Here is a 26671-nt window from a genome sequence, read left to right as displayed (position 1 = left end):
CTGATGCGGTGACTGGTCTCTGGTTTGAGACGCGTGTGCTCCGGACGGGGCGTGCTTGAAATGCAGGTGCCGGGCCGCAGCCTCAGGGCAGGCAGGACCGCCGGATCGGGGAAGGTTGCAGGGCCTGGGAATGATGTCGCATCCGGCACAGGAACGGTCGCTGTTGTGACGATGCGGAAAGCCCTTAACAGGGCTAACTCCAGTTGAGATTTAATCCTCTTGCTAAGAAGCCGCCGGACTGGCTTCGCCGCAAATGATCAACCTGCCGGCTTTTCAGGATGCCATCATGCCAGGACATTCCCAGCCCCTTTCCGATCTGATCGCCCAGCACAAGCCCGGCTATGGCCTGCCGCAGGCCTTCTACACTTCGGCCGAGGTGTTTGCCGAGGACATGGAGACGATTTTCTACCGCGATTGGCTCTTTGCCTTTCCGGCCTGCTTGCTGGACAGGGCAGGCAGCTTCCAGCGGCTGCGGATCGGCGCCTATGATGTTGTCGTGCTGCGCGACAACCAGGGGGAGATCAGGGCATTCCACAATTCCTGCCGGCACCGTGGTTCGGTCATCTGCACGTCGTCGAAGGGACGTTTGGCGAAGCTGACCTGTCCCTATCATCAGTGGACCTATGGCCTCGATGGAAAGCTGGTCTGGGCGCGTGACATGGGCGAGGAGTTCGACCCCTCCCAGCACAGCCTGAAGCCTGTTCATTGCCGCGTCGTGTCGGGGCTGGTCTATATCTGCCTTGCGGCCAATGCGCCCGATTTCGATGAATTTGCCAGCACCGTGACGCCTTATCTTGGCGTTCACGATCTGAGCGATGCCAAGGTCGCGTTCCAGTCCACGATCATCGAGAACGGCAACTGGAAACTGGTCTGGGAGAACAACCGCGAGTGCTATCACTGCGCGGGCAACCACCCCGACCTTTGCCGGACCTACCCGGAAGACCCCTCGATCACCGGCGTGAGCCCGGATGGCACCTTCCCCGAAAAGGTTGAGAACCACTTCAACCGCCTCGAAGGCGCCGGTGCCCCTTCGCGCTTCCAGATTGCGCCGGACGGCCAGTTCCGCATCGCCCGGATGCCGCTGCTGGATGGGGCGGAAAGCTACACGATCAACGGCAAGATCGCGGTTCAGAAGCGGCTTGGCCGGGTTCCGTTCCTGGATGCCGGCACGCTGCTGCTGTTCCACTATCCGACGACCTGGAACCACTTCCTGACCGATCACTCGATCACCTTCCGCGTGACCCCGATCAGCCCGATGGAAACCGAGGTCCAGACGACCTGGCTGGTCAACAAGGATGCGGTTGAAGGCGTCGATTACGACCTGAAGAACCTGACCACGGTCTGGGAGCACACGAACGACGAGGACCGCCGCGTCGTCGAGCATAATCAGCAGGGCATTTGCTCGCCCGCTTACGAACCGGGTCCCTATTCGACCCTGCACGAGGACGGTGTTATCCAGTTCGTGAACTGGTACCTGGACCGCCTCAAGGCCCGTCAGCCGGGCCTTGCAGTCGCGGCGGAGTGAGATTGACATGATTGATGCCCAGCAGACCGTGACGGCAAAATGGACCGATGACGAACCTCTGGAGTGCGTCTCGATCCTGCCGGAAGCCCCTGATGTCGTGACGGTCTGCTTTCAGGCACCGTCGGGCCGCCCGTTTGTCTTTCTGGCCGGTCAGTTCCTCACGCTGGAACTGCCGGTTCCCGGCGGCACGATCTACCGGACATATACGATCTCTTCCTCGCCGACGCGGCCGAAGTCGCTGACGATTACGATCAAGGCGCAGCCGGACAGTATCGGCACGCGCTGGATCATGAACAACGTGCGGCCCGGAACAAGGCTGAAGGTCAAGGGGCCGGGCGGGCGTTTCACGTCCACCCATTTCCCCGCGAAAAAGTACCTCTTCATCTCGGCCGGGTCGGGCATCACGCCGATGATGTCGATGACCACCGAGATCTACGATCTTGGCCGGAGCTGTGACATCGTCTTCGTCAACTGCGCAAAGCGCCCGTCCGAGATCATTTTCAAGCGCAGGCTTGAGCATATGGCCTCCCGGATTGAAGGTCTCGACCTGAAATGGGTGGTGCAGGAAAGTGATATCTATCAGCCCTGGACAGGGTACATGGGGCGCTTCAACCAGCTGATGCTGGGGTTGATGGCACCTGATTATCTTGAACGCGAGGTGTTCTGCTGCGGGCCGGAAGGCTTCATGCAGTCGGTCAGCGAAGCGCTGGCCGGCCTTGGCTTCGACATGAGCCATTATCATCAGGAGAGCTTTGGCGCCCCTGAGGCTGGTGAGCTTCCCGCAGTCGAGACGGGCACAAGCTCCGACGCTCAGGCAGAGACGGCGAAGCTTGTCTTCGAGGAGTCCGGTGTCACCCATGACTGCAGCACCATGGACACCGTGCTGCTTGCGGCCCGCGCAGCCGGTGTGGCCATTCCTTTTGGCTGCAGCATGGGCGTGTGCGGCAGCTGCCGCATCCGCAAGCTGTCGGGCGAGGTGCACATGGTCCACAATGGCGGGATCAGCGACGACGAGATCGAGGAAGGCTACATCCTTGCCTGCTGCTCGAACCCGCGTGGCACCGTCACTCTTGAGGCGTAGGCCCGGCATCTGCCAGCCTGCCGCTGCGGATCTCACCGGGTGTGAGCCCCCGCTCCGTCTTCAGCGCACGCGCCAGATGCGGCGCGTCGCAGAAGCCGCAGGCGAGCGCAATTTCCGTCACTGACTGTTCGGTCCGGCGCAGCCGGGCCGAGGCGCGGTCCAGCCGGATTTCCAGATAGATACGCCGGGGCGACTGACCCAGATCGGCCTGAAACCGGCGCTCCAGTGTGCGGCGGGCCGTCCCGAGCGCCGATGCGATCTGGTCGATGCTCAGCGTCTGCTCGATATTCTGCTGCATCTTCAAGACGGCACGCTTGACCAGTTCGTCCCTTGCCTGCCTTGCCAGCATCTGGCCGGGCTGGGCGCGCTGGCCGCTGAGCGCATCCTCGATCATCATGATGTTGAGGCTTTTCGTGGCGGCAGACTGCCCGACGTGGCGCTGGACCAGAAACGCCGCCAGATGCGCCGCGCCGTGCCCGCCCGAGCAGGTCAGCCGGTCCCGGTCCACTACGAAGATCTGATCCGAAATCGGTGTTTCATTGTCGAAACGGTCGATGAAGTCCTGATGGTGGAACCAGCTGACGCAGCACCGGTAGCCCTGCAGCAGACCCGCAGCCTGCAGCGTGAACACGCCGGTGCAAAGCCCGACCAGCGGCACACCCTGTGCCGCCGTCTCTGCGATGAAGGCGAGCGCCTGCGGGCCAAAGGCTGCCCGGTCGCTGATCAGCCCTCCGACCACCACCAGGTAATCGAAGGCCGCCGCCCGGCGCAGCGGCGTGTCCGGCTGCACCCGGACACCGCAGCTGGATCGGATCGGATCCATCCGGTCGGCCAGCACGGTCCAGTCGCACAAGATCGGCCGTGACTTGTCCGCATCATCCGCCGCCAGCCGCAGGACATCCACGAAATTGGCAAAGGCCGACAGGGTGAACTGGTCGGCCAGCAGGAAGGCAACACGCAGGCGGGCAGGGGGGATGGCGCGGGCAGGTGTCATGACGCGATCCTACATGACACCTGGCGCAAATCTACATTCAAGGTGCGATCCAAGACCATAATGTGACACTCAGCTGCGATTGAGAGGATCCCGCCATGCAACGTTTCTCTGCCTTGTCCCTGCTCAAAAACGCTTTGACAGGCCACAAGAACTGGCGCGAACAATGGCCGGACAGCCAGCCCAAGGCCGAGTATGACGTCATCATCGTCGGGGCAGGCGGGCATGGTCTGGGTGCGGCCTATTACCTTGCCAAGGAACACGGCATCACCAATGTCGCGGTGATCGACAAGGGCTGGCTGGGCGGCGGCAACACCGGACGCAACACGACCATCATCCGTTCCAACTATCTCTATGACGAAAGCGCCCGGCTTTACGATCATGCCCTGGACCTGTGGGAGAACCTCAGCCAGGAACTCAATTACAACGTCATGTATTCCAAGCGCGGCGTGATGATGCTGGCGCATAACGTTCATGACGTGCAGTCCTTCCAGCGCCACATTCACGCCAACCGGCTCAACGGGGTGGACAACCGCTGGCTGACGGCGGCCGAAGCCAAGGCCTTCTGTCCGCCGCTGAACATCAGCCCGGACGCACGCTATCCGGTCATGGGTGCAGCGCTGCAGATGCGGGCGGGCACGGCGCGGCACGATGCGGTGGCATGGGGCTATGCGCGGGCGGCGGCAGCGCGCGGGGTGGACATCATCCAGAACTGCCCGGTGACCGCAATCCGCCGCGGGCCGGATGGCAGCGTCATCGGGGTGGAAACCGCTAAGGGTTTCATCAAGGCGAAAAAGGTCGCCGTTTCGGCCGCCGGTCACACCAGTGTCGTCATGGACAGCGCCGGTGTGCGGATGCCGCTGGAAAGCTACCCGCTGCAGGCTCTGGTCAGCGAACCGGTCAAGCCCATTTTCCCGTGCGTTGTCATGTCGAACACGGTCCACGCCTATATCAGCCAGTCCGACAAGGGCGAGCTGGTGATCGGCTCCGGCACCGACCAGTACACCAGCTACAGCCAGCGCGGCGGCCTGCCGCTGATCGAGCACACGGTGGCAGCGATCTGCGAGGTCTTCCCGATCTTCAACCGGATGCGGATGCTGCGCAAGTGGGGCGGCATCGTGGACGTCACGCCCGACCGCAGCGCCATCCTCGGCAAGACGCCGGTCAAGGGGCTCTATGTGAACTGCGGATGGGGCACCGGTGGCTTCAAGGCGACGCCGGGCGCTGCCCACACGCTGGCCTGGACCGTGGCCAAGGATGAGCCGCATCCGGTCAATGCACCCTTCACCCTGGAACGCTTCACCACCGGCCGTCTGATCGACGAGGCCGCTGCCGCCGCCGTCGCGCACTGAGAGGTTTCCGATGCTCCTGATCCATTGTCCCTACTGCGACGAAACCCTGCCCGAGCTCGAGTTTGCCTATGCGGGCGAGGCCCATATCGCGCGCCCGGCAGACCCCTCGGCCCTCTCGGACGAGGAATGGCGTGATTTCCTCTTCATCCGCACAAATGCGCGCGGCAAGCACTTTGAACGCTGGCGCCATGTCCATGGCTGCGGCCGCTTTTTCAACGCCTGCCGCGACACGGTCAGCGACAGGTTCCTGAAGACCTACAAGGCCGGCGAAGAGCGTCCGGCAGAGACCGAACTGGAGGGCGTGGAATGAGCCGCTATCGCGTCCCCGGCCTGGGCCGGACAGATCCTGCCGAGCCTGTCAGCTTCACGTTTGACGGCCGCCGTTATGAAGGTCTTCGCGGTGATACGGTTGCGTCGGCGCTGCTGGCCAATGGCGTGCATCTGATGGGCCGTTCTTTCAAGTATCACCGTCCTCGCGGACCGGTGAGCGCCGGTTCCGAAGAGCCGAACGCCCTGATCGGCACCTCGCGCGGTCCTGGCCGGTTCGAGCCGAACACCCGCGCCACCGTGCAGGAGCTGCGCCAAGGGCTGGTGGCGGAAAGCCAGAACAAGTGGCCGTCGCTGAAGTTCGACATCGGGGCGGTGAACGACCGCGCCTACATGCTCTTTTCCGCGGGCTTCTACTACAAGACCTTCATGTGGCCGCGCAGCTTCTGGGACAAGGTCTACGAGCCCTTCATCCGCGCGGCCGCCGGCCTCGGCAAATCGCCGTCCGAGCCGGATCCGGACAATTATGCCTCGCGCTATCTGCACACGGATGTGCTTGTCGTCGGCGGCGGTGCGGCCGGTATCGCGGCAGCGCTGACCGCCGCGAAGTCCGGCGCCAAGGTCGTGCTGGTGGACGAGAACCCCGAAATGGGCGGCTCTCTGCTGTCGGATCCTGCCGTGCAGATCGAGGGTCTGAGCGCCTGGTCCTGGCTCTCCGGGCAGCTTTCGCAGCTGCGTGCGGCGGGTGTCACGCTGATGACGCGGACGACGGCCATCGGCTACTATCATCAGAACATGGTTGGTCTGGCCGAACGGCTGACCGACCATCTGGACCAGCCCCCCAAGGATGCCCCGCGCGAGCGGATGTGGCGGGTTCGCGCCCGTCAGGTCGTGCTGGCGCAGGGCGCGCTGGAAAAGCCGCTGGTCTTTGACGGAAACGACCGCCCGGGCGTCATGCTGGCAGGCGCTGCACAGACCTACCTGAACCGTTATGGCGTGAAGGTGGGCGATTGCGCCGCCGTGGTGACCAGCCACGACAGTGCCTGGTATGCCGCCTTCGATCTGGCGGACGCTGGCTGCCGGATTGCCGCCATTGCCGACACGCGGGATCAGGTCCGCCCGGATCTGGTTGAGGCGGCCCGCCGCCGTGGCATTGAGGTGCTGACCGGTCACACCGCCTCCGCCACCTATGGCCGCCTGCGTGTCAGCGGCGTGCGCGTGAACCCGGTCCACAATGGCAAGGCGGGAGCCGGCCGCAAGATTGCCTGTGACGCCCTGCTGATTTCAGGCGGCTGGACGCCTTCGCTGCATCTCTTCTCCCACACCAAAGGCTCGCTGAGCTGGGACAAGGAGAGCCGCACCTTCCTGCCGGGCCACAAGACCGAGGCCTGCCAGATTGCGGGTGCAGGACGCGGGCTCTGGGGCTACGGCCCGGTGCTGGAAGACGGCGTGCGCGCCGGGCTTGCCGTGGCAGAGGCGCTGGGCCGGACCGGCCAGCCGCTGGCCGCAAGGGTCGAGGGCGACCGCCCTGGAACAGGTTCCAGCCAGACCGAGCTTCCGACCGACCGCAGTGCGGGCAAGGCCAAGGCTTTCGTGGACTACCAGAACGACGTGACGGCCAAGGACATCCGTCTGGCCGTCCGGGAGGGCATGCGCTCGATCGAGCATGTGAAGCGTTACACCACGAACGGCATGGCGACCGATCAGGGCAAGATGTCGAACATCAACGGCCTGATGATTGCCGCCGATGCGCTGGGCAAGGCGCCGCCCGAGGTGGGGCTGACCACCTTCCGTCCGCCCTATACGCCGACCAGCTTCGGTGCCTTCGCGGGCTATCACAAGGGGGACACCTTCGAGCTGACCCGCAAGACGCCCATCGATCCTTGGGCCGAGGCTAAAGGCGCGGTGTTCGAACCGGTCTCGCTGTGGCGCAGGGCCTGGTACTTCCCGAAAGCGGGCGAAGACATGCACGCCGCCGTCGCACGCGAATGCCGTGAGACACGGACCTCCGCCGGCATGTTCGATGCCTCGACCCTCGGCAAGATCGAGGTCGCGGGCCCCGATGCGGTGGAGTTCATGAACCGCATGTACACCAACCCCTGGACCAAGCTGCAGCCGGGCCGCTGCCGCTATGGCCTGCTGCTGGGCGAGGATGGCTTCATCCGGGACGACGGCGTGATCGGGCGGCTTTCAAACGATCTGTTCCACGTCACCACCACCACGGGCGGTGCTGCCCGTGTGCTGAACATGATGGAGGACTACCTTCAGACCGAGTGGCCGGACCTGAACGTCTGGCTGACCTCCACGACCGAGCAATGGGCAACCGTTGCGGTCAACGGCCCGAATGCCCGCAAGGTGCTTGAGCCGCTGGTCAAGGGACTGGACATGTCCGAAGCGGCTTTCCCGCATATGTCGGTGGCCGAATGCACCGTCGCAGGCTTCCCGGCGCGTCTTTTCCGCGTCAGCTTCACCGGTGAACTTGGGTTTGAAGTCAACGTTCCCGCCCGCCACGGGCTGGCGCTCTGGAAGGCGATCTTCGAGGCCGGGAAGCCTTACGGCATTTGCCCCTACGGCACGGAGACGATGCACGTCCTGCGCGCCGAGAAGGGCTACATCATCGTGGGGCAGGACACGGATGGAACGGTCACGCCGCAGGATGCGGGCCTCGACTGGGCCGTTGGCAAGGCCAAGAAGGACTTTGTCGGCAAACGCTCGCTCGCCCGTCCCGACATCGTCGCGCCGAACCGCAAGCAGCTGGTTGGTCTTCTGACCGAGGACCGCTCCAGACTGGAAGAGGGCGCCCAGATCGTGCTGGATCCGAACCAGAAGCTGCCGATGACGATGGTGGGGCACGTCACCTCATCCTACGACTCGGTTGCGCTCGGGCGGCCCATTGCAATGGCACTGATTGCGGGCGGGCATGGCCGTATGGGTGAGACGGTGCATATTCCGATGCCGCATGGCACGGTGCGCGCTACGATCACTTCGACGGACTTCTACGACCCTGAAGGCGAACGGCTGAAGGCCTGAGGAGCGCGACATGACCATACAACGCCATGACTTCACCAACGGGCCTTTCCTGCTGGAAGAGCTGGGCTCGTCTCCCCGGTTCTCCCTGCGGGTCAAGCAGGAGAACCGCGCCGCGCTGGCTGAGGCCCTCGGGCTGGAGCTGCCGGACCGTGTCAGCCACAAGTCCGTTGCAGGGGGAACCGAGGTTCTGTGCACCGGCCCTGACGAATGGGTGATCCTTGTGCCCGAAGCCGGGCGCCAGGCCTTGATTGCCGCAGGAGCTGAGGCCTATGCCCGGATCCCGCACAGCCTCGTCGAGATCAGCGACCGCGAGATCACGCTGCGCCTGTCCGGGCCACAGGCGCTGACCGCGCTGACGGCGGCCTGTCCGCGTGACGTGGACGCGCTGCCGGCCGGCAGCGCTGTGCGCACGCTGTTCGACAGCGCGACCGTGATCCTGTGGCGCGACGGGCCGGACAGTTTCCGCATGGACGTGTGGCGCAGTTTCCTGCCCCATGTCCGGGCGATCCTGGCGAAGGTCTCGGCCGAGCTCAAGGCCGGGCTCTGAGCCGTACCACATTGACATGTGCTTCTGCGGCCTGCCGGCCGCGGGCCATCACGCTCTCTAGAAAGGATTTCGCATGTTCGACACCAATATCCAGGCGATTTCGGACAAGGCCATCGCCGGTGCCATTTCCCGCGAGCTGGTGCGCCAGCAGGATCAGATCGAGCTGATCGCCTCGGAGAACATTGTTTCACCTGACGTTCTGGTGGCTCAGGGATCTGTTCTGACGAACAAATACGCCGAAGGGTATCCCGGCAAGCGCTACTACGGCGGCTGCGAATTCGTGGACGAGGTGGAGGATATCGCCCGCGACCGCCTGAAGCAGCTGTTCGGGGCCGCGCATGTCAACGTGCAGCCGCATTCCGGCGCTCAGGCCAACCAGGCCGTCTTCCTTGCGCTGCTGCAGCCGGGGGACAAGATCATGGGCCTGTCGCTGGCCCACGGCGGGCATCTGACCCACGGTTCGCCCGTCACCATGTCGGGCAAGTGGTTCAATGTCGTGTCGTACGAGGTTGAGGAAGACACGCATCTCATCGACATGGCCAAGGTCCGTGATAAGGCGCTGGCCGAGCGGCCGAAGCTGATCGTGGCGGGTGCTTCTGCCTATCCGCGCCACATGGATTTCGCCGCCTTCCGCGCCATTGCGGATGAGATTGGCGCCTATCTGATGGTGGACATGGCCCATTACGCAGGTCTGATTGCTGCGGGCGAGTACCCGAACCCGGTGCCGCATGCGCATGTGACCACGTCGACCACGCACAAGACCCTGCGCGGCCCGCGCGGCGGCGTCATTCTGACCAATGACGACGATCTGGCGAAGAAGTTCAACTCCGCCGTATTCCCCGGCAATCAGGGCGGCCCGCTGATGCATGTGATCGCGGCCAAGGCCGTTGCCTTCGGCGAGGCGCTGCAGCCCTCGTTCAAGGACTATGCGAAAGCGGTCATCGCCAACGCCCGTGCGCTTTCTGATACGCTCATTGAGGGTGGCGTCGGCATCGTCTCGGGTGGAACGGACTGCCACATGGTCCTGTGCGATCTGCGCCCGCTGGGCGTCACCGGCAAGGCGGCGGAAATCGCTCTGGAGCGGGCGGGCCTGACCTGCAACAAGAACGCCATTCCGTTTGATCCGGAAAAGCCTTTCGTGACCTCGGGCATCCGTCTTGGCAGCTCGGCCGGCACCACGCGCGGCTTTGGCGAGGCCGAGTTCCGGCAGATCGGGCAGATGATCCTGCGTGTCCTGCGCGCTCTGGGGGCAAACCCGGAGGGGGACGCGGCTCTGGAAGCTTCCATCCGCGCCGAAGTCAAGGCAATGTGCAGCCGCTTTCCAATCTACGGGGCATGAATGTTCCTCTCGGTCTTTGACATTTTCAAGATCGGCATCGGCCCGTCGTCCTCGCATACGATGGGCCCGATGGTCGCGGCTGCGCGTTTTCTCGACGACCTGCGTGGCGGGAGCAGCCGGGACACTGGCATGGCCCGTCCGCACCGGCTTTATGCAAGCCTGCACGGCAGCCTGGCCTTCACCGGCAAGGGGCATGCGACGGACCGGGCGGTGATTCTGGGCCTGTGCGGACTGCGTCCGGACACGATGGACCCCAACAGCGCCGACGGGATTGAGGCCGGGGTGCGCAGCACCGGCCGTGTCAGCCCCGAGGGGCTTGGCAGCCTGGTCTTCGAGCCGGACCGCGATCTCGTCTTCGACTATGGCCCGGCACTGCCGGGCCATCCGAACGGCATGATCCTGAAGGCCTTTGATGCCGAGGGGGAGGTTTGCCACGAGCAGACCTATTACTCGATTGGCGGCGGCTTCGTCGTCACCAGCGCCGAGCTGGAGGCGGCCCAGGCGGGGCAAGCGCCCGTCCAGGACGGTGCTGCCGTGCCATTCCCGTTCGAGACGGCGGCACAGATGCTGGAGATGGGCGCCGCTTCCGGCCGGACGATCGCCCAGATGAAGCGCGCCAACGAGGAGGCGCAGCTGGGCGCGCAGCTGGACGAGAAGCTCGACGTGATCTGGGCCGCCATGAACGGCTGCATCACCCGCGGGCTGACGCAGGAGGGCATCCTTCCGGGCGGCCTCAAGGTGCGCCGCAGAGCCCGTTCGATCCACCGGCAGCTGGAAGGGGAGCGCGGGCAGAACCTCAGCCAGCCCCATCAGGCAAATGACTGGCTCAGCGTCTATGCCATGGCCGTCAACGAGGAGAATGCGGCCGGTGGCCGGGTTGTGACCTCGCCCACGAATGGTGCAGCCGGTGTCGTGCCTGCGGTGGGGCGCTACTATATCGACCACTGCGTCGGGGCCGATCAGGAGAAGATCAGGGATTATCTGCTGGTGGCGGCAGCGATCGGCGGCCTGATCAAGCACAATGCCTCGATCTCGGGCGCCGAGGTCGGCTGCCAGGGAGAAGTCGGATCGGCTTCGGCCATGGCGGCGGCGGGGCTCTGCGCGGTTCTGGGCGGCACAAATGCGCAGATCGAGAACGCGGCCGAGATCGCGCTGGAGCATCACCTCGGCATGACCTGCGATCCTGCCGCAGGCCTCGTCCAGGTTCCCTGCATCGAGCGCAATGCCCTCGGCGCGATCAAGGCCGTCTCAGCCGCAAGCCTTGCCTTGCGCGGCGACGGCACGCATTTCCTGCCGCTGGACAATTGCATCCGGGTGATGCGTGATACCGGCAGGGACATGAACGACAGGTACAAGGAAACATCCCAGGGCGGCATCGCCGTCAACTTGCCGGAATGCTGACCGGCTGATGGCTTGCAGTCTTCCGGTTCCCGGACGGGCCAGCTCCCCGGGAACCGGCATCTTCTTGCGGCTGTGAGCCTTTGCGAGGCGCTATCCTTCAAGGCCGGGAGCCTTGCCATCCCTCATGTGTGGAAACTTGAAGCCTGCCGTGTGCGGTAGTAATCTTTACCACCAATCCAACGGCGAGATGCTTCATGGCCAATGTCGAAAAAATCAGCGTTTCCATGACGCCGCAGCAGGCCGACCTGCTGCGCGAGGCCGTTGCCAGCGGCGCCTATGCCAGCGGCAGTGAGGTCATCCGGGAGGCCCTGCGCGACTGGTCCGCCAAATGGGCACAGCGGCGCGGTGATATCGAGCACCTGAAAAGCCTTTGGCAGGAGGGCAAGGTCAGCGGCAGCGCCTCTGACATGGACTTCGACGGCATGCTTACCGAGGCCCGCGAGGAAGTGGCTCTGAGCAAGCGCCATGGCAGCTAGGCTTGTCTGGACACCAAAAGCCCGGGCCGCCTGAACCCGCTTCAAAACGCGGTATTGTCAGGTGAATACCATTTCTGCACATTCTGGCGTTTTCTAAGAACACTCGCGCCTTCTCTACACCGAACCCTTTTTCGCCCTCCCGGCCTTGGCTCATGCAGCTTGGCGGTGTTACCAATAGGCCTCCTGCCGCACACTGCTTCCGTGTGTGCCAATGTTCTGCAAGCGGGTGGGCTGCCGTGGTCTGGGGTGCTTGGCTCCGGCCGTGGTCCATCCGGACGGATCACGGATCATGACGCAATCAGACATGCCGCCTCCCGGAACGGGAACAGGGGCAGCCCCTGCACCGGAGACTGAGGCGGTTCTTCCGGCGCGGGTCTGGGCTTTCAGGGGCGCCCGGGCCGCCATTTCCATTCCGGGCTTCATTCTCGCTGCGGCCTTCGTCGGCTATGCGGGGCTGGCGCGGGAAAGCGGGCTGACGCTGCCGCAGACCCTGATGATGGCCGGCCTCGTCTGGGCGCTTCCCAGCATCGTGGTGCTGACCGGGGCGATTGCCTCCGGTGCCGGGCTCATTCCGGCGGCCATTGCCGTGGCGCTGGCCTCCGTGCGCCTGATGCCCATGACCGTCGCGCTGATGCCGGTGTTGCGGGCGGAAAAGAAAGCGCCAACCTGGCTGCTGCTCTTTGCCTCGCATTTCGTCGCCATCACCGCCTGGGTCTTCGCCATGCGCAACCTGCCGGATCTGCCAAGATCCGGGCGCTTGCCGTTCTTCCTCGGCTTTGCCTGTTTCCTCACCGGCACGGTGACGGTGGTTACCGGTGTTTCCTATGTGCTGATCGACGCCATGCCGCCGATGGTGGCCGGAGCGCTGTTCCTGCTGACACCGGTCTATTTTCTCTGCTCGCTGTGGACGGCAGGGCGCCTGCCCACCGACAAGCTGGCGATGATCCTTGGCCTCGTGCTGGGGCCGCTGGTCTATTGGCTTGTGCCGGGGCCGGATCTGCTGATCACCGGCGCGGCCGGCGGTACCACGGCCTATCTTGCCGTGCGGATTGCCCGCCGGGCAGGGTGGGGGGCCGGATGATGGCCGCAGACACAGCCTTCATGCAGGGCGTGACAGCGTGGTGGCCCTATGTGATGATCATCTTCGCCGGATGGCTGGCAACGGATATCTGGCGCTGGCTCGGCGTTCTGGCGGCGGGAAACCTGCGCGAGGACAGCGAAATCCTGATCTTCGTGCGCTCCATCGCCACGGCTCTGGTGGCGGGTGTGATCTCGAAGCTGATCCTTTTCCCGAGCGGAGCACTGGCCGAGACCTCCGCCTGGCTGCGTGTGGCCGCCGCAGTATGCGGCTTTGCCGCCTTCCATGCCGCCCGGCAGACAGTGTTCGCGGGCGTGCTTGCCGCCGAAGCGGTTCTCATCGGCGGCTGGTTTCTAACAGGCTCCTGACAGAAACTGTCAGGAGGGAGCAGCTACAAGAGGCAATCCGCAGCCTGGCAAGACAACAGGAGCACGACATGTCCGACAGCAAGCTGATCCTTCATTATGCCCCCCGCAGCCGCTCCAGCACCATCCGCGTGCTGATGGATGAGCTCGGCATGCCCTATGACCTCCATGTCCTCAATATGCGGGCAGGCGAGCTGAAGTCTCCAGCCTATCTGGCGATCAATCCGCTGGGCAAGGTTCCGGCGCTGCAGCATGGCGATACGCTCGTCACCGAATCCATTGCCATCGCGCTCTATCTGGCTGATCTCTATCCGCAGGCCGGACTGACGCCGGCGCTCACCGATCCGCGCCGCGGCGAATACATGCGCTGGATGGTCTTCTATGCCGCTTCCTTCGAGCCGGCTGTCGTCGACAGGGCTGTGGGCAATGTGATCCCGCCGGAAACGGCGCCTTACGGCTCATATGACAAGGTGATGGAGATCCTTGCGGCGCATCTGGAGGGGGCTCCCTACATGCTGGGGGACCGGATCTCGGTGGCTGATATCATCTGGGGCGCAGCATTCCGCTGGCTTCTGATGTTCAAGCTGGTGCCGGAGCTGCCGGTCTTCACGGAATATGCCGCCAGGATCACCAGCCGTCCGAGCTTCCAGGCCGTTTTGGCCGATGAGGTCCGGCTGGACGCCGAGCATGAGGCAGCTGCTGCGGCCCTTGCCGCGGCGCGCGCAGGCTGATCCGGCGGACCGCTGAGATCCCGCTTAGGGCCGGAGGTGAGGTCTTCGCCTCCGGCCTTTGTCGTCCAGATCAGCCGTCCGTGCCTTAGGCCAGCGCAGCGCGGATCTTGTCTGCCTGTTCGGCCAGCACGGCCTGATCGGCCATGGCGCTGGTGTGGGGGCGAAGGGCGACCCCTTCAAAGCGCGGGATGACGTGGAAGTGGGTGTGGAACACCACCTGGCCGCCGGCGCTTTCGGAAAACTGCTGGATGGTCGCGCCATCGGCGCTGAAGGCCTTCATCACGGCCTGTGCCATCTTCTTCACGGTGGCCATGACGGCGAAGAGGTCGTCCTCGGCGATATCCAGAATGTTGCGGGAAGGCGCTTTGGGGATCACCAGCACATGGCCGTCGCCACGGGGCATGATGTCCATGATCACCAGCGTCTTGCCGTCTTCATAGAGCTTGTGGCTGGGCAGTTCGCCGCGCAGGATCTTGGCAAAGACGTTGCTGTCGTCATAGGCAGGGCTGGTCATCAGTCTCTCCGTTCAAGGGTGTTTGCGGGCACCCTAACGGCACCCTTGCAGCCGGGCAACGGGCATTTGCGGGGCATTGACTCTGTTTGTGAAGCCGCTGACTCAGTGTGTGAAACGCGGTTCTCAACTCTCTGAGGACTCTGCGTCATATGCGGCCTCCGGCGCCTGATCCTGACCGCCCTTCCGGAAGGGGGCGTGTTCGCTGAGGATGGCGGCATCCATCTCCACCGCCCGCCGTTCCCGCTCCAGATAATCGGCAACGGCGGCCCGAAGGCCCGGATGGGCGATCCAGTGGGCGGAGCGGGTGAGGCGGGGCAGGTAGCCGCGCGCCAGCTTGTGTTCGCCTTGCGCGCCTGCTTCCACCACCTTCAGCCCGTGGGCGATGGCAAAGTCGATGGCCTGATAGTAGCAAAGCTCGAAATGCAGGAAGGGGTGATGTTCCGTGCAGCCCCAGTTGCGGCCAAACAGCGTGTCCGAGCCGATGAAATTCAGCGCCCCGGCGATGTAGCGCCCCTCGCGTTTGGCCATGACCAGCAGGATACGCTCCGCCATGCGCTCGCCCACCAGCGAGAAGAAGCGCCGGTTGAGATAGGGACGGCCCCATTTGCGCGCGCCCGTGTCCATGTAGAAGGCGAAGAAGGCATCCCAATGGGCCTCGGTCAGACCGCGGCCCGTCACCCATTCCACCTCGATGCCGGCAGACAGGGCTTCCTTGCGCTCCTTGCGGATGGCCTTGCGCTTGCGCGAGGCAAGCTCTTCCAGAAAGCCGTCAAAACTCGCGTAGCCACGGTTCTCCCAGTGGAACTGCTGGTCGGTGCGAAGCAGATAACCGGCATCGCCCAGCTGGTTCCATTCCGGTTCCGTCAGGAATGTGGCGTGGACGGAGGACGCGCCCGACTGGCGGCAGACCTCCACCAGCCCCTGCGACAGGGCAGCGATGCCGGTCTCCCGGTCAAGATCCGGATGGGTGAGGAAGCGGCGGCCTGTCGCAGGCGTGAAGGGCACGCTGACCTGAAGCTTGGGATAGTACTCGCCGCCCGCCCGGTGAAAGGCCTCGGCCCAGCCGTGGTCGAACACATATTCACCCTGCGAATGGCTTTTCAGCCAGGCCGGAACCGCACCCAGCAGCGTGCCGTCTGCCGCTTCCAGCAGCAGATGGCGCGGCGCCCAGCCGGTGCGGGCCGAAGCGCAGCCAGATTCCTCCAGCGCCTGCAAAAAGGCGTGGCAGATGAAGGGGTTGAAGTCCGCGCCGGACTCAGTTTCTGAAGGCTTGAGGTGGCCGCCCGGACCCATGACCCAGCCGGGATTGGCGAGCCTGTCCCAGTCCTCTGCCGCAACGCCGCCAAGGCCATTGGCAATGCGCAGCGTCACCGCAAGGCCGCCGTCCTGATCTGCCGGTGTGTTGCCGCTCATGCGACCGCTATCCTCAAGGCTGACTGGCGCGGGAGGTTTGCGCCTCGCTCAAAGGGTAGAGCCTGTAGAGCGCGGCGCAAGGGGGAGGGCGCAGATTTTGCGGGTGTCCGGGTCCGGCCGGGAGAGGGTCACACCTTGTCGGTGTCAAAGCCCTCGAAAATGATCTGGTCGGCAAAGGCGAGGGCGCGCTGGCGGTCGGCCGGGTCACGCACGGTCCAGGTCATGATCGGCAGGCCAAAGAACTTGCGCAGGATGCTCGGCCCCATCATCGGCAAGTCCTTGTAATGATAGGAGATGAAATGCGGCCGGGTGCGCGGGGCGTGCAGCAGGTGGCGGTGGATGAAGCGCTGCATCCGCGTCAGCTGGCGGTATTCGCCCTTGTTGGGGGTGCTGTCGGCAACGATGCCGCGCGGGATTTCCGGGGCGTGCTCACGCAGCACCGAAAGCATGTCCGGATCGAAGGACTTCAGCACCAGCGGGCCTTTGTAGCCGCGCACCGTATCGGCGACACTACGCACGAAATCCGCCTGGGCATCCGGTTTCATCAAGGACTTGATCTCGACGACCAGTGTCACCTTGCCGTTCACCTGTTCCAGCAGCTCTTCCAGCAGCCACAGCCGGTCCGTGCCCTTCTGCATGCGGATGGCGGTCAGCTCGGCAGCGGTGCGGGCGAGCACAGGCCCCGTGCCTTCCGCCAGCCGGTCCAGATCATCATCATGGAACACCAGTGCCCGGCCGTCGGCGGTTTCCTGCACGTCCACCTCGATGGCGTAGTTGCGCGTCATCGCCTCGGCAATGGCGGTGGGGCTGTTTTCCATGATGCCGGCGGAAGCCGTATGGAAGCCGCGGTGGGCAATCGGGCGGGAGACGATCCAGGAATGATCGGTCATGGGGAATGATCCGGAATGGCGGCAATGGCCGCAGCAAGGGGGAAACAGGTCCGGGCGGGCTGCCCGCCCGGAGCTTTAGCCGAAGATTATTCGACTTCGATGACAGCCTCGACCTCGACGGCAACGCCGAAGGGCAGGGAGGCGACGGAGACGGAGGTGCGGGCATGGCGGCCCTTGTCACCGAACACGTCGACGATAAAGTCGGAGCAGCCGTTGACGACCTGCGACTGCTGGATGAACTCCGGCGTGGAGTTGATCATGCCGGTCAGCTTGACGACACGCACGACCTTGTCGAGGTCACCGATGGCGGACTTGGTCTGGGCGAGGATGTTGATCGCGCACAGGCGGGCGCAGGCGGCACCTTCCTCAACGCTGAATTCCGCGCCGACCTTGCCGACATATTCGATGCCGTTCGGGCCGATCGGAATCTGGCCGGCGATGAACAGCAGGTTGCCGGTGCGCACCACCGGAACATAATTGGCCTGCGGCGCGACGGGAACCGGCAGGGTGACGCCGAGTTCGGCAAGGCGGGCTTCGATGGTACCAGACATGGAATCTTCCTCTGAAAAGGGGCGGGAACCGGCGCCAGTGATTGCGCAAATTTACACGCCCGGCAAGGGCTTCCGGGCTTTCAGCCGTCCGAAACTGAGGGCGGGAAGCTGACTTGCAGCATCTTTGGGGGCAAACTTGTTCCGCGCTGCTTCAAACTTGCCCGAATTGCCAGCGAGTGTGCTAGGGAAAGGGCTGTTGGCTGACAGTTCATGGGTTCGATGAGGAGTGATTGATGTCGGGAAAACGAGCTGCCGTTCCTATCTTCAAGGGATCCTGGCGCGCCTGGCCAATCTTTCTGTCCGGCATGATCGGGCTTGCGGGGGCGGGCAGTGCCGCAGCTTCCGCCCAGTCCGGAGCACTGCCGCTGATGCCGCACCGCGCCGTCTATGACATGAAGCTGTCGGATGCGGGCGATGGTGTCAGCATTTCCGACATCACCGGGCGCATGGTCTATGAAATGACGGGCTCGGCCTGCGAGGGCTATTCGGTCAATCTGCGCATCGTCACCCGCTTTGTGGATGACAGCGGCACCTCCAGCATCACCGATCTGCGCAATTCCACCTTCGAGGAACCGGACGCCAACACGCTGGAGTTCCTCAGCCAGACCTATTCCGGCCAGACACTGACCATGGAAACCCGTGGCACGGCCGAGGAAAAGGACAACCGCCTGACCATCAGCCTCACCGAGCCTGAGGAGAAGAAGGTCGAGACGGGCAAGGATGTCTATTACCCGATCTCCCACATTCAGGCGCTGATCAACGCGGCCAGAGAGGGCGGCTCCTTCTTCGAGGCGGATGTGTTCGACGGGGCGGAGACGGGTGAAAAGGTCTATGGTACCGCGGCCGTCATCGGCGCGCCGCAATCAGGTGAGGATGCGCCGGGCGAGGAAGAGGCCAAGGCCGTGTCCGGCATCGGCGCGGGCCAGCGCTGGCCGGTGACCATTGCCTATTTCGATCCGGAACTCGACCATGGCGGCGAGGCAACGCCCGTCTACCAGATCAGTTTCCTGCTCTATGAAAACGGCGTCAGCCGCAAGCTGAAGCTCGACTACGGCGACTTCAAGCTGGAAGGCAAGCTGACCAATTTCGAGGCCCTCCCGGCGGCCGCTCCCTGCAAGAAGTGAGCGCGGGGGAGAGCCGTCTGCGAGGCAGGTACAACCTCTCCTTCGTCATACCGGACGAAAGCGAAGCGAAGATCCGGTACCGGTGAGCCAAGGCCTTTCGGCTCTGGTCCGTCGAAATCCAACCAACACCCCGGCTCACCGCTCCCGGATCGCGCAAGCGCGTCCGGGAAGACGATGGAGAGGGGCTGGGTGCTTTGTTCAGGCAGGAGGAAAGGGCGGGTTTACTCCACCTCCGGCCGCCGTTTCAGCTTGGCTGCATGGGTCAGGCCCGTCTCGACGGCAGTGAGGCCGAATTTCTCGCGCAAGGCGTCGATGGCCCGCTCGGCCTTTGCCTGACGGCCGGCTTCCTGATCGACAAGATCAGCCGGATCGGCAAGGTCTGCATCGCACAGATCCGACAGGCCGATGCCGATGAGGCGGAAGTGCTGGCCCTTGGCTGCATCCGCCAGAAGCTCGTCCCCCAGCGCGAAGATGCGTCCGGCCAGCTGCGTCGGGCTGGACAGCTGGCGTGAGCGGGTAATGGAGCGGAAGTCTGCGGTCTTCAGTTTCAGCGTCACGGTGCGTCCGGCAAAGCCCGCCTTCTTCATGCGCCGCGACACTTTTTCCGAAAGATCCCGCAGGATGGGCCGCAGCACCGGCACCTGGGCGATATCCTTGTCGAATGTGGTTTCGGCGCTGATGCTCTTGGTCTCCCGCTCCGGCGAGACGCTGCGGTCATCCTCGCCCTGGCACAGCTTGGCGAGCCGCAGGCCCATGGTGCCATAGCGGCGGATGAGGTCCGACGGGTCCATTCCCTGCAACTGGCCGATGGTGGTGATGCCGTCGCTGGCGAGCTTGCCCTGAAACACCTTGCCGACGCCCCAGATGAGGCCGACGGGCCGTTCCGCCAGAAAGCTCTTGGCCTCCGCCGAGCCGATCACCGAAAAGCCGCGCGGCTTGTCGAGGTCCGAGGCGATCTTGGCGAGGAACTTGTTGGGGGCAAGGCCAACGGAGGCGGTGATGCCCACCTCGCTCTCCAGTTCGCGGATGAAGCGTGCCAGCACTTCGGCAGGCGTGGCGTGGTGCAGCCGCTCGGTGCCGGTGAGATCGAGAAACGCCTCGTCGATGGACAGCGGCTCCACCAGCGGCGTCAGCGCCAGCATCCGCTCGCGCACCAGCCGGCCGGTTTCGGCGTATTTGGCCATGTTGGGTTTGATCACCACCGCATCCGGGCAGGCTTCCAGCGCCTTGTACATGGGCATGGCCGAGCGCACCCCGTGGATGCGGGCGATGTAGCAGCAGGTGGAGACAACGCCGCGCTGGCCGCCGCCGACGATGACGGGCAGGTCGCGCAGCTCCGGATTGTCGCGCTTTTCGATGGAGGCATAGAAGGCGTCGCAGTCGATATGGGCGATTGCGAGCTGGTCCAGCTCCGGATGGCTGACAAGGCGCGGGCTGCCGCAGGCCTTGCAGCGCTGGCGTCCGGGCTCCGGCCTTGCGCCGCAGTCACGGCAAAGCGGCCGGGGGCGCTGCCCCGCCGCTGTTGCGTCTGTGCTGCCCGCTTCACCCATGCCTTTGGCCCTGATCCTACCGGGAGGCGATCATAGTCCTGATATGGGCTTCTGTCTCAAGCCAGTCGCCGGAGACAAGATCAAGGCCGGGCAGGGGATCGAGCGCTTGGCGGAAACGGGCATCGGCCACGAACTGGATCAGCCGCGCCGAGGGCAGCGCCTGCGCCACCGATTGCAGATTCTGCGGGCTGTCATCGATGAAGACGACCGGCTGGCCGCGCCCGGCAGAGAGCGCCGCGACAGCTCCGCCCTTGGGGCCGGAATTGGTGACGACCGGAAAGGTCAGCCCATGCGCGACCAGCAGCTTTTCGCGCAAGGGTTTGTTGGCAACGCCCGGCAGATTGGTGAGAAAGACGATCTCGAAGGCTTCCGACAGGCGGGTGAGGGCCGGGGCTGCACCATCGACGATGGTCTGCCGGTCCGAGATATCCTCGAAAAATCCCTGTACCAGATGGTGCACTTCGTCCGCGCCCAGCAGCCGGCCGGAGGCCTCTTCGGCAATGTTGCCGGTCAGCCTGTAGCTATAGGCGAGGAACACGAGCCCCCGCGCGGCAAGGAATTCCTCCAGATGCAGGATCATGTGCAGCACCACCTCGTCCACGTCGCAGATGATCAGCGGACGGGGAGAGCGGGGCAGCAGGGCGATCTGGTCGAGGACACCCCGGCCGGGGGCGGTTAATGTGGACATGGGGCGCTCAGGCGTCCGGGTCGCCGGCCAGCACATAGCGCGCGGCGGCAATCAAGGTGGGGCGGACGCCGGAATTCTCGCAATAGGTGAGAAGCAGCGGCTCATCCGTCATGAAAAACTCAAGAACACCTGCCAGAAATCCAGGCTCCGCAGCCGCAGAGCGAATCGATTCCGGCCCGATACCGGAGAGGGCAAGGAACCGGCCCGTCAATTCCGGGTCGCGCGTCAGGTGCAAAAGCGCGTCCAAGGCCATTTCTTCTGCTTTTTCAAAGCTCATGCTCCGAGACTCAGGAATTGCCATTGCATTTTTGCCTTTCCGAAACGAATCCGCGCTACCATTTGTTCTTAAGTAATGCGGGCAGGGGAGAGACGCCAGCCAATCGGTGCTGCGCCGTCATCTCTCCTGTTGCCGTTTCCCTCCGTGCCGTGACCGGCGAAGGCTGTTTTGCATGTCCAAGACCGTGCTGATCGTTGAAGACAATGAACTCAACATGAAGCTGTTTCACGACCTTCTGGAAGCACATGGCTATGGCACGCTGCAGACCCGCACCGGCATTGAAGCGCTGGAGCTGGCCCGCAAGTACCGGCCGGACCTGATCCTTATGGATATCCAGCTGCCCGAAGTGTCGGGGCTCGAAGTGACCAAGTGGATCAAGGAAGACGACGACCTGTGCACCATCCCGGTCATCGCCGTTACCGCCTTCGCCATGAAAGGCGATGAAGAGCGCATCCGGCAGGGGGGCTGCGAGGCCTATATCTCCAAGCCGATCTCCGTGACCAAGTTCCTGGAGACGGTGCGCTCCTATCTCGGAGAGGCGTGATCCTCACGCCTTTCTGCACCTTCTGCGGAGCCTCACGGGTTTCCGCAAGGGCTGGTGCGTGAATTAAGGTTACAAGTTTACTAACTTTTTACGATTTGACTGATGTGGCAGCTGCGCTGATTGATTTCCCATGCCGATTCGCTACTGTAATTCCTGTATTTAAAGGGCACCTGCGGGAAAGCAGGGCATTTATTTCAGCTGATTGAACTGAATACCCTACGGAGCGCCTGGGTCCGCCGCATCTCCTGGGTCCGTGGGGCAAGGCCGGCGCGGTGTCTGCCCGATGAGTGGCCTCCTCGGATTGGCAGTCCCGCGCCGGCCGCCACACCTTACCTTCTGCAAGTCTCCTTTGATCAAGGTCTCCTGAGCGGGCTGTGTCTCTCCGCCCGCAGGATTGCCTTGAAACGGCCTGCGACAAGTGTCACCTTGTTAGTGACACATGGCGACGGGAGATCCTGATGACGGCCACAGTCCTGCAAGACACACCATCCCCAAGAGGCCGCGCCCCCAAGTCCGGGAGCGGAACGGTCCGCGCCTTCCACCTGCTGGGCGGCCGCAGGATCATGAAGCGCGCAGTCCATGACCAGCTTGATGCCCATGACATGATCGTGGAGGGGATTCCGGCAAGGTCGCTGCTTCATCTCGTCGATGGCGTGCGCGTGCTGTCGACCGGGGACGTGCTCAACAAGGCCATCGGCATCAGCATCCGCACCCTGCAGCGCCGGAAAGCGGATGCGCAGGATACGCTGCTGTCACCGGAACAGAGCAGCCGCGCGTGGCGGTTTGCCGAGATCCTGGCGCAGGCTACGGACATTCTGGGCAGTCAGGACGCGGCAGAAACGTGGCTTGTCGAACCAGCGATCGGGCTCAACAGCCGCAGGCCGGTGGATCTGCTGGCCTCGGCAGCAGGGGCGGAGGCTGTCGGCACCTATCTGACGCGGCTGGAATACGGGGTCTATACCTGATGCGCTTGCCCGCTCCCTTGGGGCCGGGTGAGCTGCGTTTCTGGCGGCTGGACCATGAGCGGCATGCCGGCAGCTGGAGCTCGGGCGAGGGGGCTTTTCTGGCCGGTGGGCGCTGGAATTCAAGGGGCGTTCGGGCGGTCTACACCTCGGTTGATCCCTCGACCGCCATTCTTGAAGTCGCGGTTCACAAGGGTTTCAAGGCGCTGGATACCGTGCCGCATGTCCTGACCTCAGCACGGGTAACTGACCTCTCCAGCGTCCATGTTGTCCAGCCGGATGATGTCCCCAATCCCAACTGGCTCGTGCCAGGAAGCCACGGGCCGGGGCAGCAGGCCTTCGGTGACAAGCTGCTGCGTGAGCATCTGTTCTTGCTGGTGCCCTCCGCTGTGTCCCGCCATAGCTGGAACCTGATTTTTGACGCTGTGCATGCGGCCGGCCATTTCGAGGACGTGCAGCAGGAGCGCTTCGCGCTTGATCCGCGATTGCATGTCTGAAAAGGCGCTGGCCATCAGAAAGTCCCCCATCACATTTCTTGTGTGCGGGGGACTTCCTGTCATGTCCCGTGCTGTTTAGCCGAGCGGCATCCAGACGGCACCGGCTGCCGGAATATGATGCCCGGCGAAGTGGACCGGTTCCGGGCCGTAGTTGAAGAGGAAGCGGTGCGTGGCCGTGTCGCGCTGGCGGATGCCTTCCGGCATGTCCGTGAATTCCAGCCCGGCATCGATGACAGCGCTGCGCAGGATGCGGTCGAGGGCTTCCTCGTCCGGCCAGCCGCCGAGATAGGTCATGTTGCCCGCGCGCATGGCGGCAGGCGTGCCGTCCACGGCCTCTTCCACCACTTCGGCACTGCCTTCCAGCACCTCGCGCCAGCCGGTGAAGGCACCGCCCGACACAAGCGGAACCGGCGCCGTGGGTGGCAGGCTTTCGACGCGCGCCACAAGGCAGTCCAGCCCCGGCAGGGCGGGCGGCAGCGGCACGGGTATGGTGAAGTCCGGCGTCTTGGAATTGAAGCGCGGCCCGGCGATCACGGCAGCACCTGAAGCGGTGAGTGCGGTCTTCAGCGCTTCCGTCAGGGTGAAAAGCCCCGGCACCAGCACAAGGCTGTAGCTGCTGAAATCCTGCGCCGTGGGCGGCAGGATATCGACGGAAAGGCCAAGGCAGCGCAGGCCCTTGTAGATATGGAACAGCAGGGCGAAATAATCGAAATCCTTGCCCTGCGGCTGGATGGTCCAGGCCCAGGCGCTCTCATAGTCGAAGACGAGAGCCACCTTCGCCTTTGCCACGGCGGTGACGGGCAGGGCCTTCAGCTCTTCGGCGACTTGTGCTGCCTCATGATAGGCGGGGGCGGCGGCGCTGTCGGGGCGCAGCAGGCCGGCATGCATCTGCTCCTGCGCGAAAGGTGCCTGCCGCCAGCGGAAATAACACACCGCTTCCGCCCCATGGGCGAAGGCTTCCCAGGCCCAGAGCCGTGCCATGCCCGGCAGCGGGTCGGGGTTGTAGGGCGCCCAGTTCACCGGGCCGGGCTGCTGCTCCATGATCCACCAGCGGCCCTTGCCGACGGCGCGGTAGAGATCGTGATGAAAGGCCTGAAAGTCCGGGTCTCCCTGGCGCAGATAGCGGCGCTTGTGCTCGGGGCTTGCCTCCAGCCGGTCGGAGAGGAAGCCGATCGGATAGGCATCCCAGCTGGCGATGTCGAGATCGGCGCCGACTGCGAAATGATCGAAGTCAACGATGCGGCCCATGTAGTTGTGGGCAATGGGCGCATCGGAATGGCGGCGGATGATGTCCGTCTGCAGCCGGTTGAAGCTGACCACCTGATCGGAGGAAAAGCGGCGGAAGTCCATGACATGGGCCGGGTTCGGCTCGGTCACGGTCAGGTTCGGCAGGTCTATTTCCTCGAAACCGGCATAGTCCATCGACCAGAACACATTGCCCCAGGCCCGGTTCAGCGCCTGCGGCGACTGATACTTGCGCGCCAGCCAGTTGCGGAAGGCATCGCGGGCAGCGGTGGAATAGCTGAGGATGGTGTCGTGGCAGCCGTATTCATTGTCGGTCTGCCAGGCGGCCACATGCGGATTGCGGCCATAGCGTTCGGCCATCAGCGCGACGATGCGGGCGCATTCCTGCCGGTAGCCCTCATGGGAGAAGCAGTAATGGCGGCGCGAGCCGAAGCCGCGCGGGCGGCCTTGCGCGTCCAGCGCGATCATGTCCGGATGGCGGTTCAGCACCCAGCGCGGCGGCGTTGCGGTCGGCGTACCCAGCACCACCTTGAGGCCTGCCTTGCCCAGAACCCCGATGGCTTCGTCCAGCCAGCTCCAGTCGAGCGCGCCGGGCTCGGCCTCGATGCGCGCCCAGGCGAATTCGCCGATGCGCACATAGGTGAGGCCGATCTCCTTCATGCGGGCCGCATCTTCTGCCCACTGGGCAGCGGGCCAGTGTTCGGGGTAGTAGCAGACGCCAAGGGCGCGGGTACGGTCGGTCACAGGTTCACTCGATGCTCTTTCTGGCCGCGCGCCCCGCTGGCGGCGGCAAAGGTCATGCCGGAAAGCGGCTTTGCAGCCCTTGCACTGGCGCCGAGGCCCTGACGGGCGCTGGTGCAGAACAGGGTGCCAAGGTCATCCCCGCCAAAGGCCGGGCAGCTGGTATGGGGCGCATCAAACGTGATGGCACGCACGAAGCTGCCGTCCGGCGCATAGGCGGCAACGCGGGAGGAGCCCCACTCCGCCAGCCACAGAAGACCGCTTTCATCCACCACGGCCCCGTCGGGATTGCGGCCTTCGGAGGTCAGGTCGAGGAAGACCTCCGGCTCGCCCTTCGGCCAGCCGGCCTCATCCAGCGCCACGCGCATGACGCGGCCAGTGACCGTGTCGGAGAAGAAGGCCGTCTCGCCATCGGGGGCAAAAGCGATGGAATTGGAAATGGTGATGGGCGCAAACAGCTTGCGCAGTGCGCCCCGGTACCAGCGGTAGATGGCACCGGCATCCTTTTCGGCGTTCTTGCCCATGGTGCCGATCCAGAAGCCGCCATAGGGGTCAGCGCGGCCATCGTTGGAGCGGGTGGCCGGATTGTCTGCTTCCAGCGCGCAGACCGTGCGGGCCGCGCCCGTTTCCACGTCGAAGGAGAACAGCTCCCGGTCGCTGGCGATCAGCAGCTTGCGCTCGTCCACCCATCCGGCCGCCGAAACCAGCGTCTCGAAGCGGTAGATGCGGGTGTGATCGTTTTCCTGGGTCAGCAGGCTCTTGTTCAGGATGTCGAACCAGAAGAGCTGGCGGCGCAGCGGATGCCACAGCGGGCCTTCGCCCAGCTCGCAGACAGTGGCATCAAAGACGGTGGCATCAAAGACAGAGGAAGCCGCAGCGCTCATCTTGCGCCTCCCTTGGCAATGTCGAAGGCCTGCACCATGGCGCGGGCGCGGGTTTCAACGTCTCCGACCGTTAGCCCCGGCACATAGAGTGCGGTGCCGATGCCGAAACCATCAACGCCCACCTTCAGCCAATCGGCGAAATTGTCCGGTCCGGCGCCGCCCACGGCATAGAGCCGGGTTTCCTTGGGCAGCACGGCGCGAATGGCCTTGACGCCCTCAGAGCCCAGCAGACCGGCCGGGAAGAGCTTCAGCCCGTCGGCGCCCGCCTGCAGGGCGGCGAAACACTCGGTCGGGGTCATCACGCCGGGGAAGGATTGCATACGGGCAATCTTGGTGGCGCGGATGACGGACGGATCGCAGTTCGGCGACACGGCCATGCGGGCGCCGGTGTCGGAGAGCTTCATCACGTCCTCCACCGTCAGCACGGTGCCTGCGCCGATGATGGCGCTGTCGCCGAACTCGCGCACCATGGCGGCGATGCTGGTGAAGGGATCGGGCGAGTTGAGCGGCACCTCGATGCGGGTGAAACCGGCGGCGATCAGGCGCTCGCACACCGGCAGGGCTTCGGCAGGGGTGATGCCGCGCAGAATGGCAATCAAGGGACGCAT

The 26671-nt window shown here is 64.3% G+C and carries 27 protein-coding genes; 16 read left to right on the top strand and 11 right to left on the bottom strand.

Annotated features, from left to right (window positions below; translation table 11 throughout):
- The first annotated feature begins 286 nt into the window (after nucleotides 1-286).
- Together IF10I1_RS17405 and IF10I1_RS17400 are read left to right on the top strand one after the other, a co-directional pair.
- Nucleotides 287-1525, top strand: a complete 1239-nt coding sequence (locus tag IF10I1_RS17405) for an aromatic ring-hydroxylating dioxygenase subunit alpha (RefSeq protein ID WP_186393698.1) — start codon at nucleotides 287-289, stop codon at nucleotides 1523-1525.
- A gap of 7 nt (nucleotides 1526-1532) precedes the next feature.
- On the top strand, nucleotides 1533-2606 hold the full coding sequence (locus IF10I1_RS17400; protein ID WP_186393697.1) for a hybrid-cluster NAD(P)-dependent oxidoreductase: 1074 nt from the start codon (nucleotides 1533-1535) through the stop codon (nucleotides 2604-2606).
- On the opposite strand, the gene IF10I1_RS17395 is transcribed toward IF10I1_RS17400, so the two are convergent.
- On the bottom strand, nucleotides 2590-3600 hold the full coding sequence (locus IF10I1_RS17395; RefSeq protein WP_186393696.1) for a GlxA family transcriptional regulator: 1011 nt from the start codon (nucleotides 3598-3600) through the stop codon (nucleotides 2590-2592). The two genes, IF10I1_RS17400 and IF10I1_RS17395, sit on opposite strands and share 17 nt — an antisense overlap.
- Before the next feature lie 95 nt (nucleotides 3601-3695).
- On the opposite strand from IF10I1_RS17395, the gene IF10I1_RS17390 reads away from it, so the two are divergent.
- The 10 genes from IF10I1_RS17390 to IF10I1_RS17345 all read left to right on the top strand — a co-directional run bounded on the left by IF10I1_RS17390 (nucleotide 3696) and on the right by IF10I1_RS17345 (nucleotide 14183).
- Nucleotides 3696-4949, top strand: a complete 1254-nt coding sequence (locus IF10I1_RS17390) for a sarcosine oxidase subunit beta family protein (protein ID WP_050471828.1) — start codon at nucleotides 3696-3698, stop codon at nucleotides 4947-4949.
- Between the two features lie 10 nt (nucleotides 4950-4959).
- Entirely contained in the window at nucleotides 4960-5259 is a 300-nt protein-coding gene (locus IF10I1_RS17385) for a sarcosine oxidase subunit delta (protein ID WP_123194057.1), read from the top strand.
- Nucleotides 5256-8246, top strand: a complete 2991-nt coding sequence (locus tag IF10I1_RS17380; RefSeq protein WP_186393695.1) for a sarcosine oxidase subunit alpha — start codon at nucleotides 5256-5258, stop codon at nucleotides 8244-8246. Before IF10I1_RS17385 ends, IF10I1_RS17380 begins: the two co-directional genes overlap by 4 nt.
- Nucleotides 8247-8256: 10 nt before the next feature.
- Nucleotides 8257-8793, top strand: coding sequence for a sarcosine oxidase subunit gamma (locus IF10I1_RS17375; RefSeq protein WP_186393694.1), 537 nt, complete (start codon nucleotides 8257-8259; stop codon nucleotides 8791-8793).
- A gap of 73 nt (nucleotides 8794-8866) precedes the next feature.
- Entirely contained in the window at nucleotides 8867-10132 is a 1266-nt protein-coding gene (gene glyA / locus IF10I1_RS17370; RefSeq protein WP_123194060.1) for a serine hydroxymethyltransferase, read from the top strand.
- The gene (locus IF10I1_RS17365) at nucleotides 10133-11533 is read left to right on the top strand and encodes an L-serine ammonia-lyase (protein ID WP_186393693.1); all 1401 of its coding nucleotides are present in this window, start codon (nucleotides 10133-10135) and stop codon (nucleotides 11531-11533) included.
- A gap of 194 nt (nucleotides 11534-11727) precedes the next feature.
- Entirely contained in the window at nucleotides 11728-12009 is a 282-nt protein-coding gene (locus tag IF10I1_RS17360; protein WP_186393692.1) for a type II toxin-antitoxin system ParD family antitoxin, read from the top strand.
- Between the two features lie 289 nt (nucleotides 12010-12298).
- Nucleotides 12299-13090: an AzlC family ABC transporter permease gene (locus IF10I1_RS17355; RefSeq protein ID WP_244284741.1), complete on the top strand. Its 792-nt coding sequence runs from the start codon at nucleotides 12299-12301 to the stop codon at nucleotides 13088-13090.
- Complete coding sequence (locus tag IF10I1_RS17350) at nucleotides 13087-13455, top strand: AzlD domain-containing protein (RefSeq protein ID WP_186393691.1); 369 nt, start codon at nucleotides 13087-13089, stop codon at nucleotides 13453-13455. Before IF10I1_RS17355 ends, IF10I1_RS17350 begins: the two co-directional genes overlap by 4 nt.
- 68 nt (nucleotides 13456-13523) lie before the next feature.
- The gene (locus IF10I1_RS17345) at nucleotides 13524-14183 is read left to right on the top strand and encodes a glutathione S-transferase family protein (protein ID WP_186393690.1); all 660 of its coding nucleotides are present in this window, start codon (nucleotides 13524-13526) and stop codon (nucleotides 14181-14183) included.
- A gap of 85 nt (nucleotides 14184-14268) precedes the next feature.
- On the opposite strand, the gene IF10I1_RS17340 is transcribed toward IF10I1_RS17345, so the two are convergent.
- The 4 genes from IF10I1_RS17340 to IF10I1_RS17325 form a co-directional block, all read right to left on the bottom strand.
- The gene (locus tag IF10I1_RS17340) at nucleotides 14269-14697 is read right to left on the bottom strand and encodes an HIT family protein (protein WP_050471818.1); all 429 of its coding nucleotides are present in this window, start codon (nucleotides 14695-14697) and stop codon (nucleotides 14269-14271) included.
- A gap of 123 nt (nucleotides 14698-14820) precedes the next feature.
- On the bottom strand, nucleotides 14821-16110 hold the full coding sequence (locus tag IF10I1_RS17335; RefSeq protein ID WP_186393689.1) for a GNAT family N-acetyltransferase: 1290 nt from the start codon (nucleotides 16108-16110) through the stop codon (nucleotides 14821-14823).
- 128 nt (nucleotides 16111-16238) lie between these two features.
- Nucleotides 16239-17000 carry a glycerophosphodiester phosphodiesterase family protein gene (locus IF10I1_RS17330; RefSeq protein WP_123194068.1) on the bottom strand — a complete coding sequence of 254 codons (762 nt, stop codon included), beginning with the start codon at nucleotides 16998-17000 and terminating at the stop codon, nucleotides 16239-16241.
- Nucleotides 17001-17086: 86 nt separating this feature from the next.
- On the bottom strand, nucleotides 17087-17551 hold the full coding sequence (locus tag IF10I1_RS17325; RefSeq protein WP_050471815.1) for a RidA family protein: 465 nt from the start codon (nucleotides 17549-17551) through the stop codon (nucleotides 17087-17089).
- A 233-nt stretch (nucleotides 17552-17784) separates the two neighbouring features.
- Between IF10I1_RS17325 and IF10I1_RS17320 the strand changes: the two genes are divergently transcribed.
- Nucleotides 17785-18675, top strand: a complete 891-nt coding sequence (locus tag IF10I1_RS17320; protein ID WP_186393688.1) for a cell envelope integrity EipB family protein — start codon at nucleotides 17785-17787, stop codon at nucleotides 18673-18675.
- Between the two features lie 221 nt (nucleotides 18676-18896).
- On the opposite strand, the gene IF10I1_RS17315 is transcribed toward IF10I1_RS17320, so the two are convergent.
- The 3 genes from IF10I1_RS17315 to IF10I1_RS17305 are packed head-to-tail and all read right to left on the bottom strand — an operon-like array spanning nucleotide 18897 to nucleotide 21214.
- Nucleotides 18897-20225 (bottom strand): DNA polymerase IV, encoded by a 1329-nt coding sequence (locus IF10I1_RS17315; protein ID WP_186393687.1) that lies wholly within the window; start codon nucleotides 20223-20225, stop codon nucleotides 18897-18899.
- Between the two features lie 16 nt (nucleotides 20226-20241).
- Nucleotides 20242-20913: a hypothetical protein gene (locus IF10I1_RS17310; protein ID WP_208977392.1), complete on the bottom strand. Its 672-nt coding sequence runs from the start codon at nucleotides 20911-20913 to the stop codon at nucleotides 20242-20244.
- A 7-nt stretch (nucleotides 20914-20920) separates the two neighbouring features.
- Nucleotides 20921-21214 carry a DUF3572 domain-containing protein gene (locus tag IF10I1_RS17305; protein WP_050471811.1) on the bottom strand — a complete coding sequence of 98 codons (294 nt, stop codon included), beginning with the start codon at nucleotides 21212-21214 and terminating at the stop codon, nucleotides 20921-20923.
- Nucleotides 21215-21362: 148 nt separating this feature from the next.
- Between IF10I1_RS17305 and IF10I1_RS17300 the strand changes: the two genes are divergently transcribed.
- The 3 genes from IF10I1_RS17300 to IF10I1_RS17290 all read left to right on the top strand — a co-directional run bounded on the left by IF10I1_RS17300 (nucleotide 21363) and on the right by IF10I1_RS17290 (nucleotide 23193).
- A complete protein-coding gene (locus IF10I1_RS17300) occupies nucleotides 21363-21734 on the top strand; it encodes a response regulator (protein WP_050471810.1) in 372 nt (123 codons plus the stop codon).
- Between the two features lie 458 nt (nucleotides 21735-22192).
- Nucleotides 22193-22699: an antitoxin Xre/MbcA/ParS toxin-binding domain-containing protein gene (locus tag IF10I1_RS17295; RefSeq protein ID WP_186393685.1), complete on the top strand. Its 507-nt coding sequence runs from the start codon at nucleotides 22193-22195 to the stop codon at nucleotides 22697-22699.
- Entirely contained in the window at nucleotides 22696-23193 is a 498-nt protein-coding gene (locus IF10I1_RS17290) for an RES family NAD+ phosphorylase (RefSeq protein ID WP_186394019.1), read from the top strand. Before IF10I1_RS17295 ends, IF10I1_RS17290 begins: the two co-directional genes overlap by 4 nt.
- Before the next feature lie 75 nt (nucleotides 23194-23268).
- Here the strand turns inward: IF10I1_RS17290 and IF10I1_RS17285 are convergent, their stop codons facing one another.
- From IF10I1_RS17285 to IF10I1_RS17275, 3 genes are read right to left on the bottom strand one after another with little or no spacing between them, the layout of a single operon-like run.
- A complete protein-coding gene (locus tag IF10I1_RS17285; protein WP_186393684.1) occupies nucleotides 23269-25182 on the bottom strand; it encodes a beta-galactosidase in 1914 nt (637 codons plus the stop codon).
- Entirely contained in the window at nucleotides 25179-26063 is an 885-nt protein-coding gene (locus IF10I1_RS17280) for an SMP-30/gluconolactonase/LRE family protein (protein ID WP_186393683.1), read from the bottom strand. The genes IF10I1_RS17285 and IF10I1_RS17280 overlap by 4 nt, the downstream gene beginning before the upstream one ends.
- Nucleotides 26060-26671 (bottom strand): 2-dehydro-3-deoxy-6-phosphogalactonate aldolase, encoded by a 612-nt coding sequence (locus tag IF10I1_RS17275; protein ID WP_081626031.1) that lies wholly within the window; start codon nucleotides 26669-26671, stop codon nucleotides 26060-26062. Before IF10I1_RS17275 ends, IF10I1_RS17280 begins: the two co-directional genes overlap by 4 nt.

Source organism: Pannonibacter sp. I15F10I1, assembly GCF_900185665.1.
Taxonomy (GTDB): domain Bacteria; phylum Pseudomonadota; class Alphaproteobacteria; order Rhizobiales; family Stappiaceae; genus Pannonibacter; species Pannonibacter indicus.
This window is presented reverse-complemented; position numbering and strand designations above follow the sequence as displayed.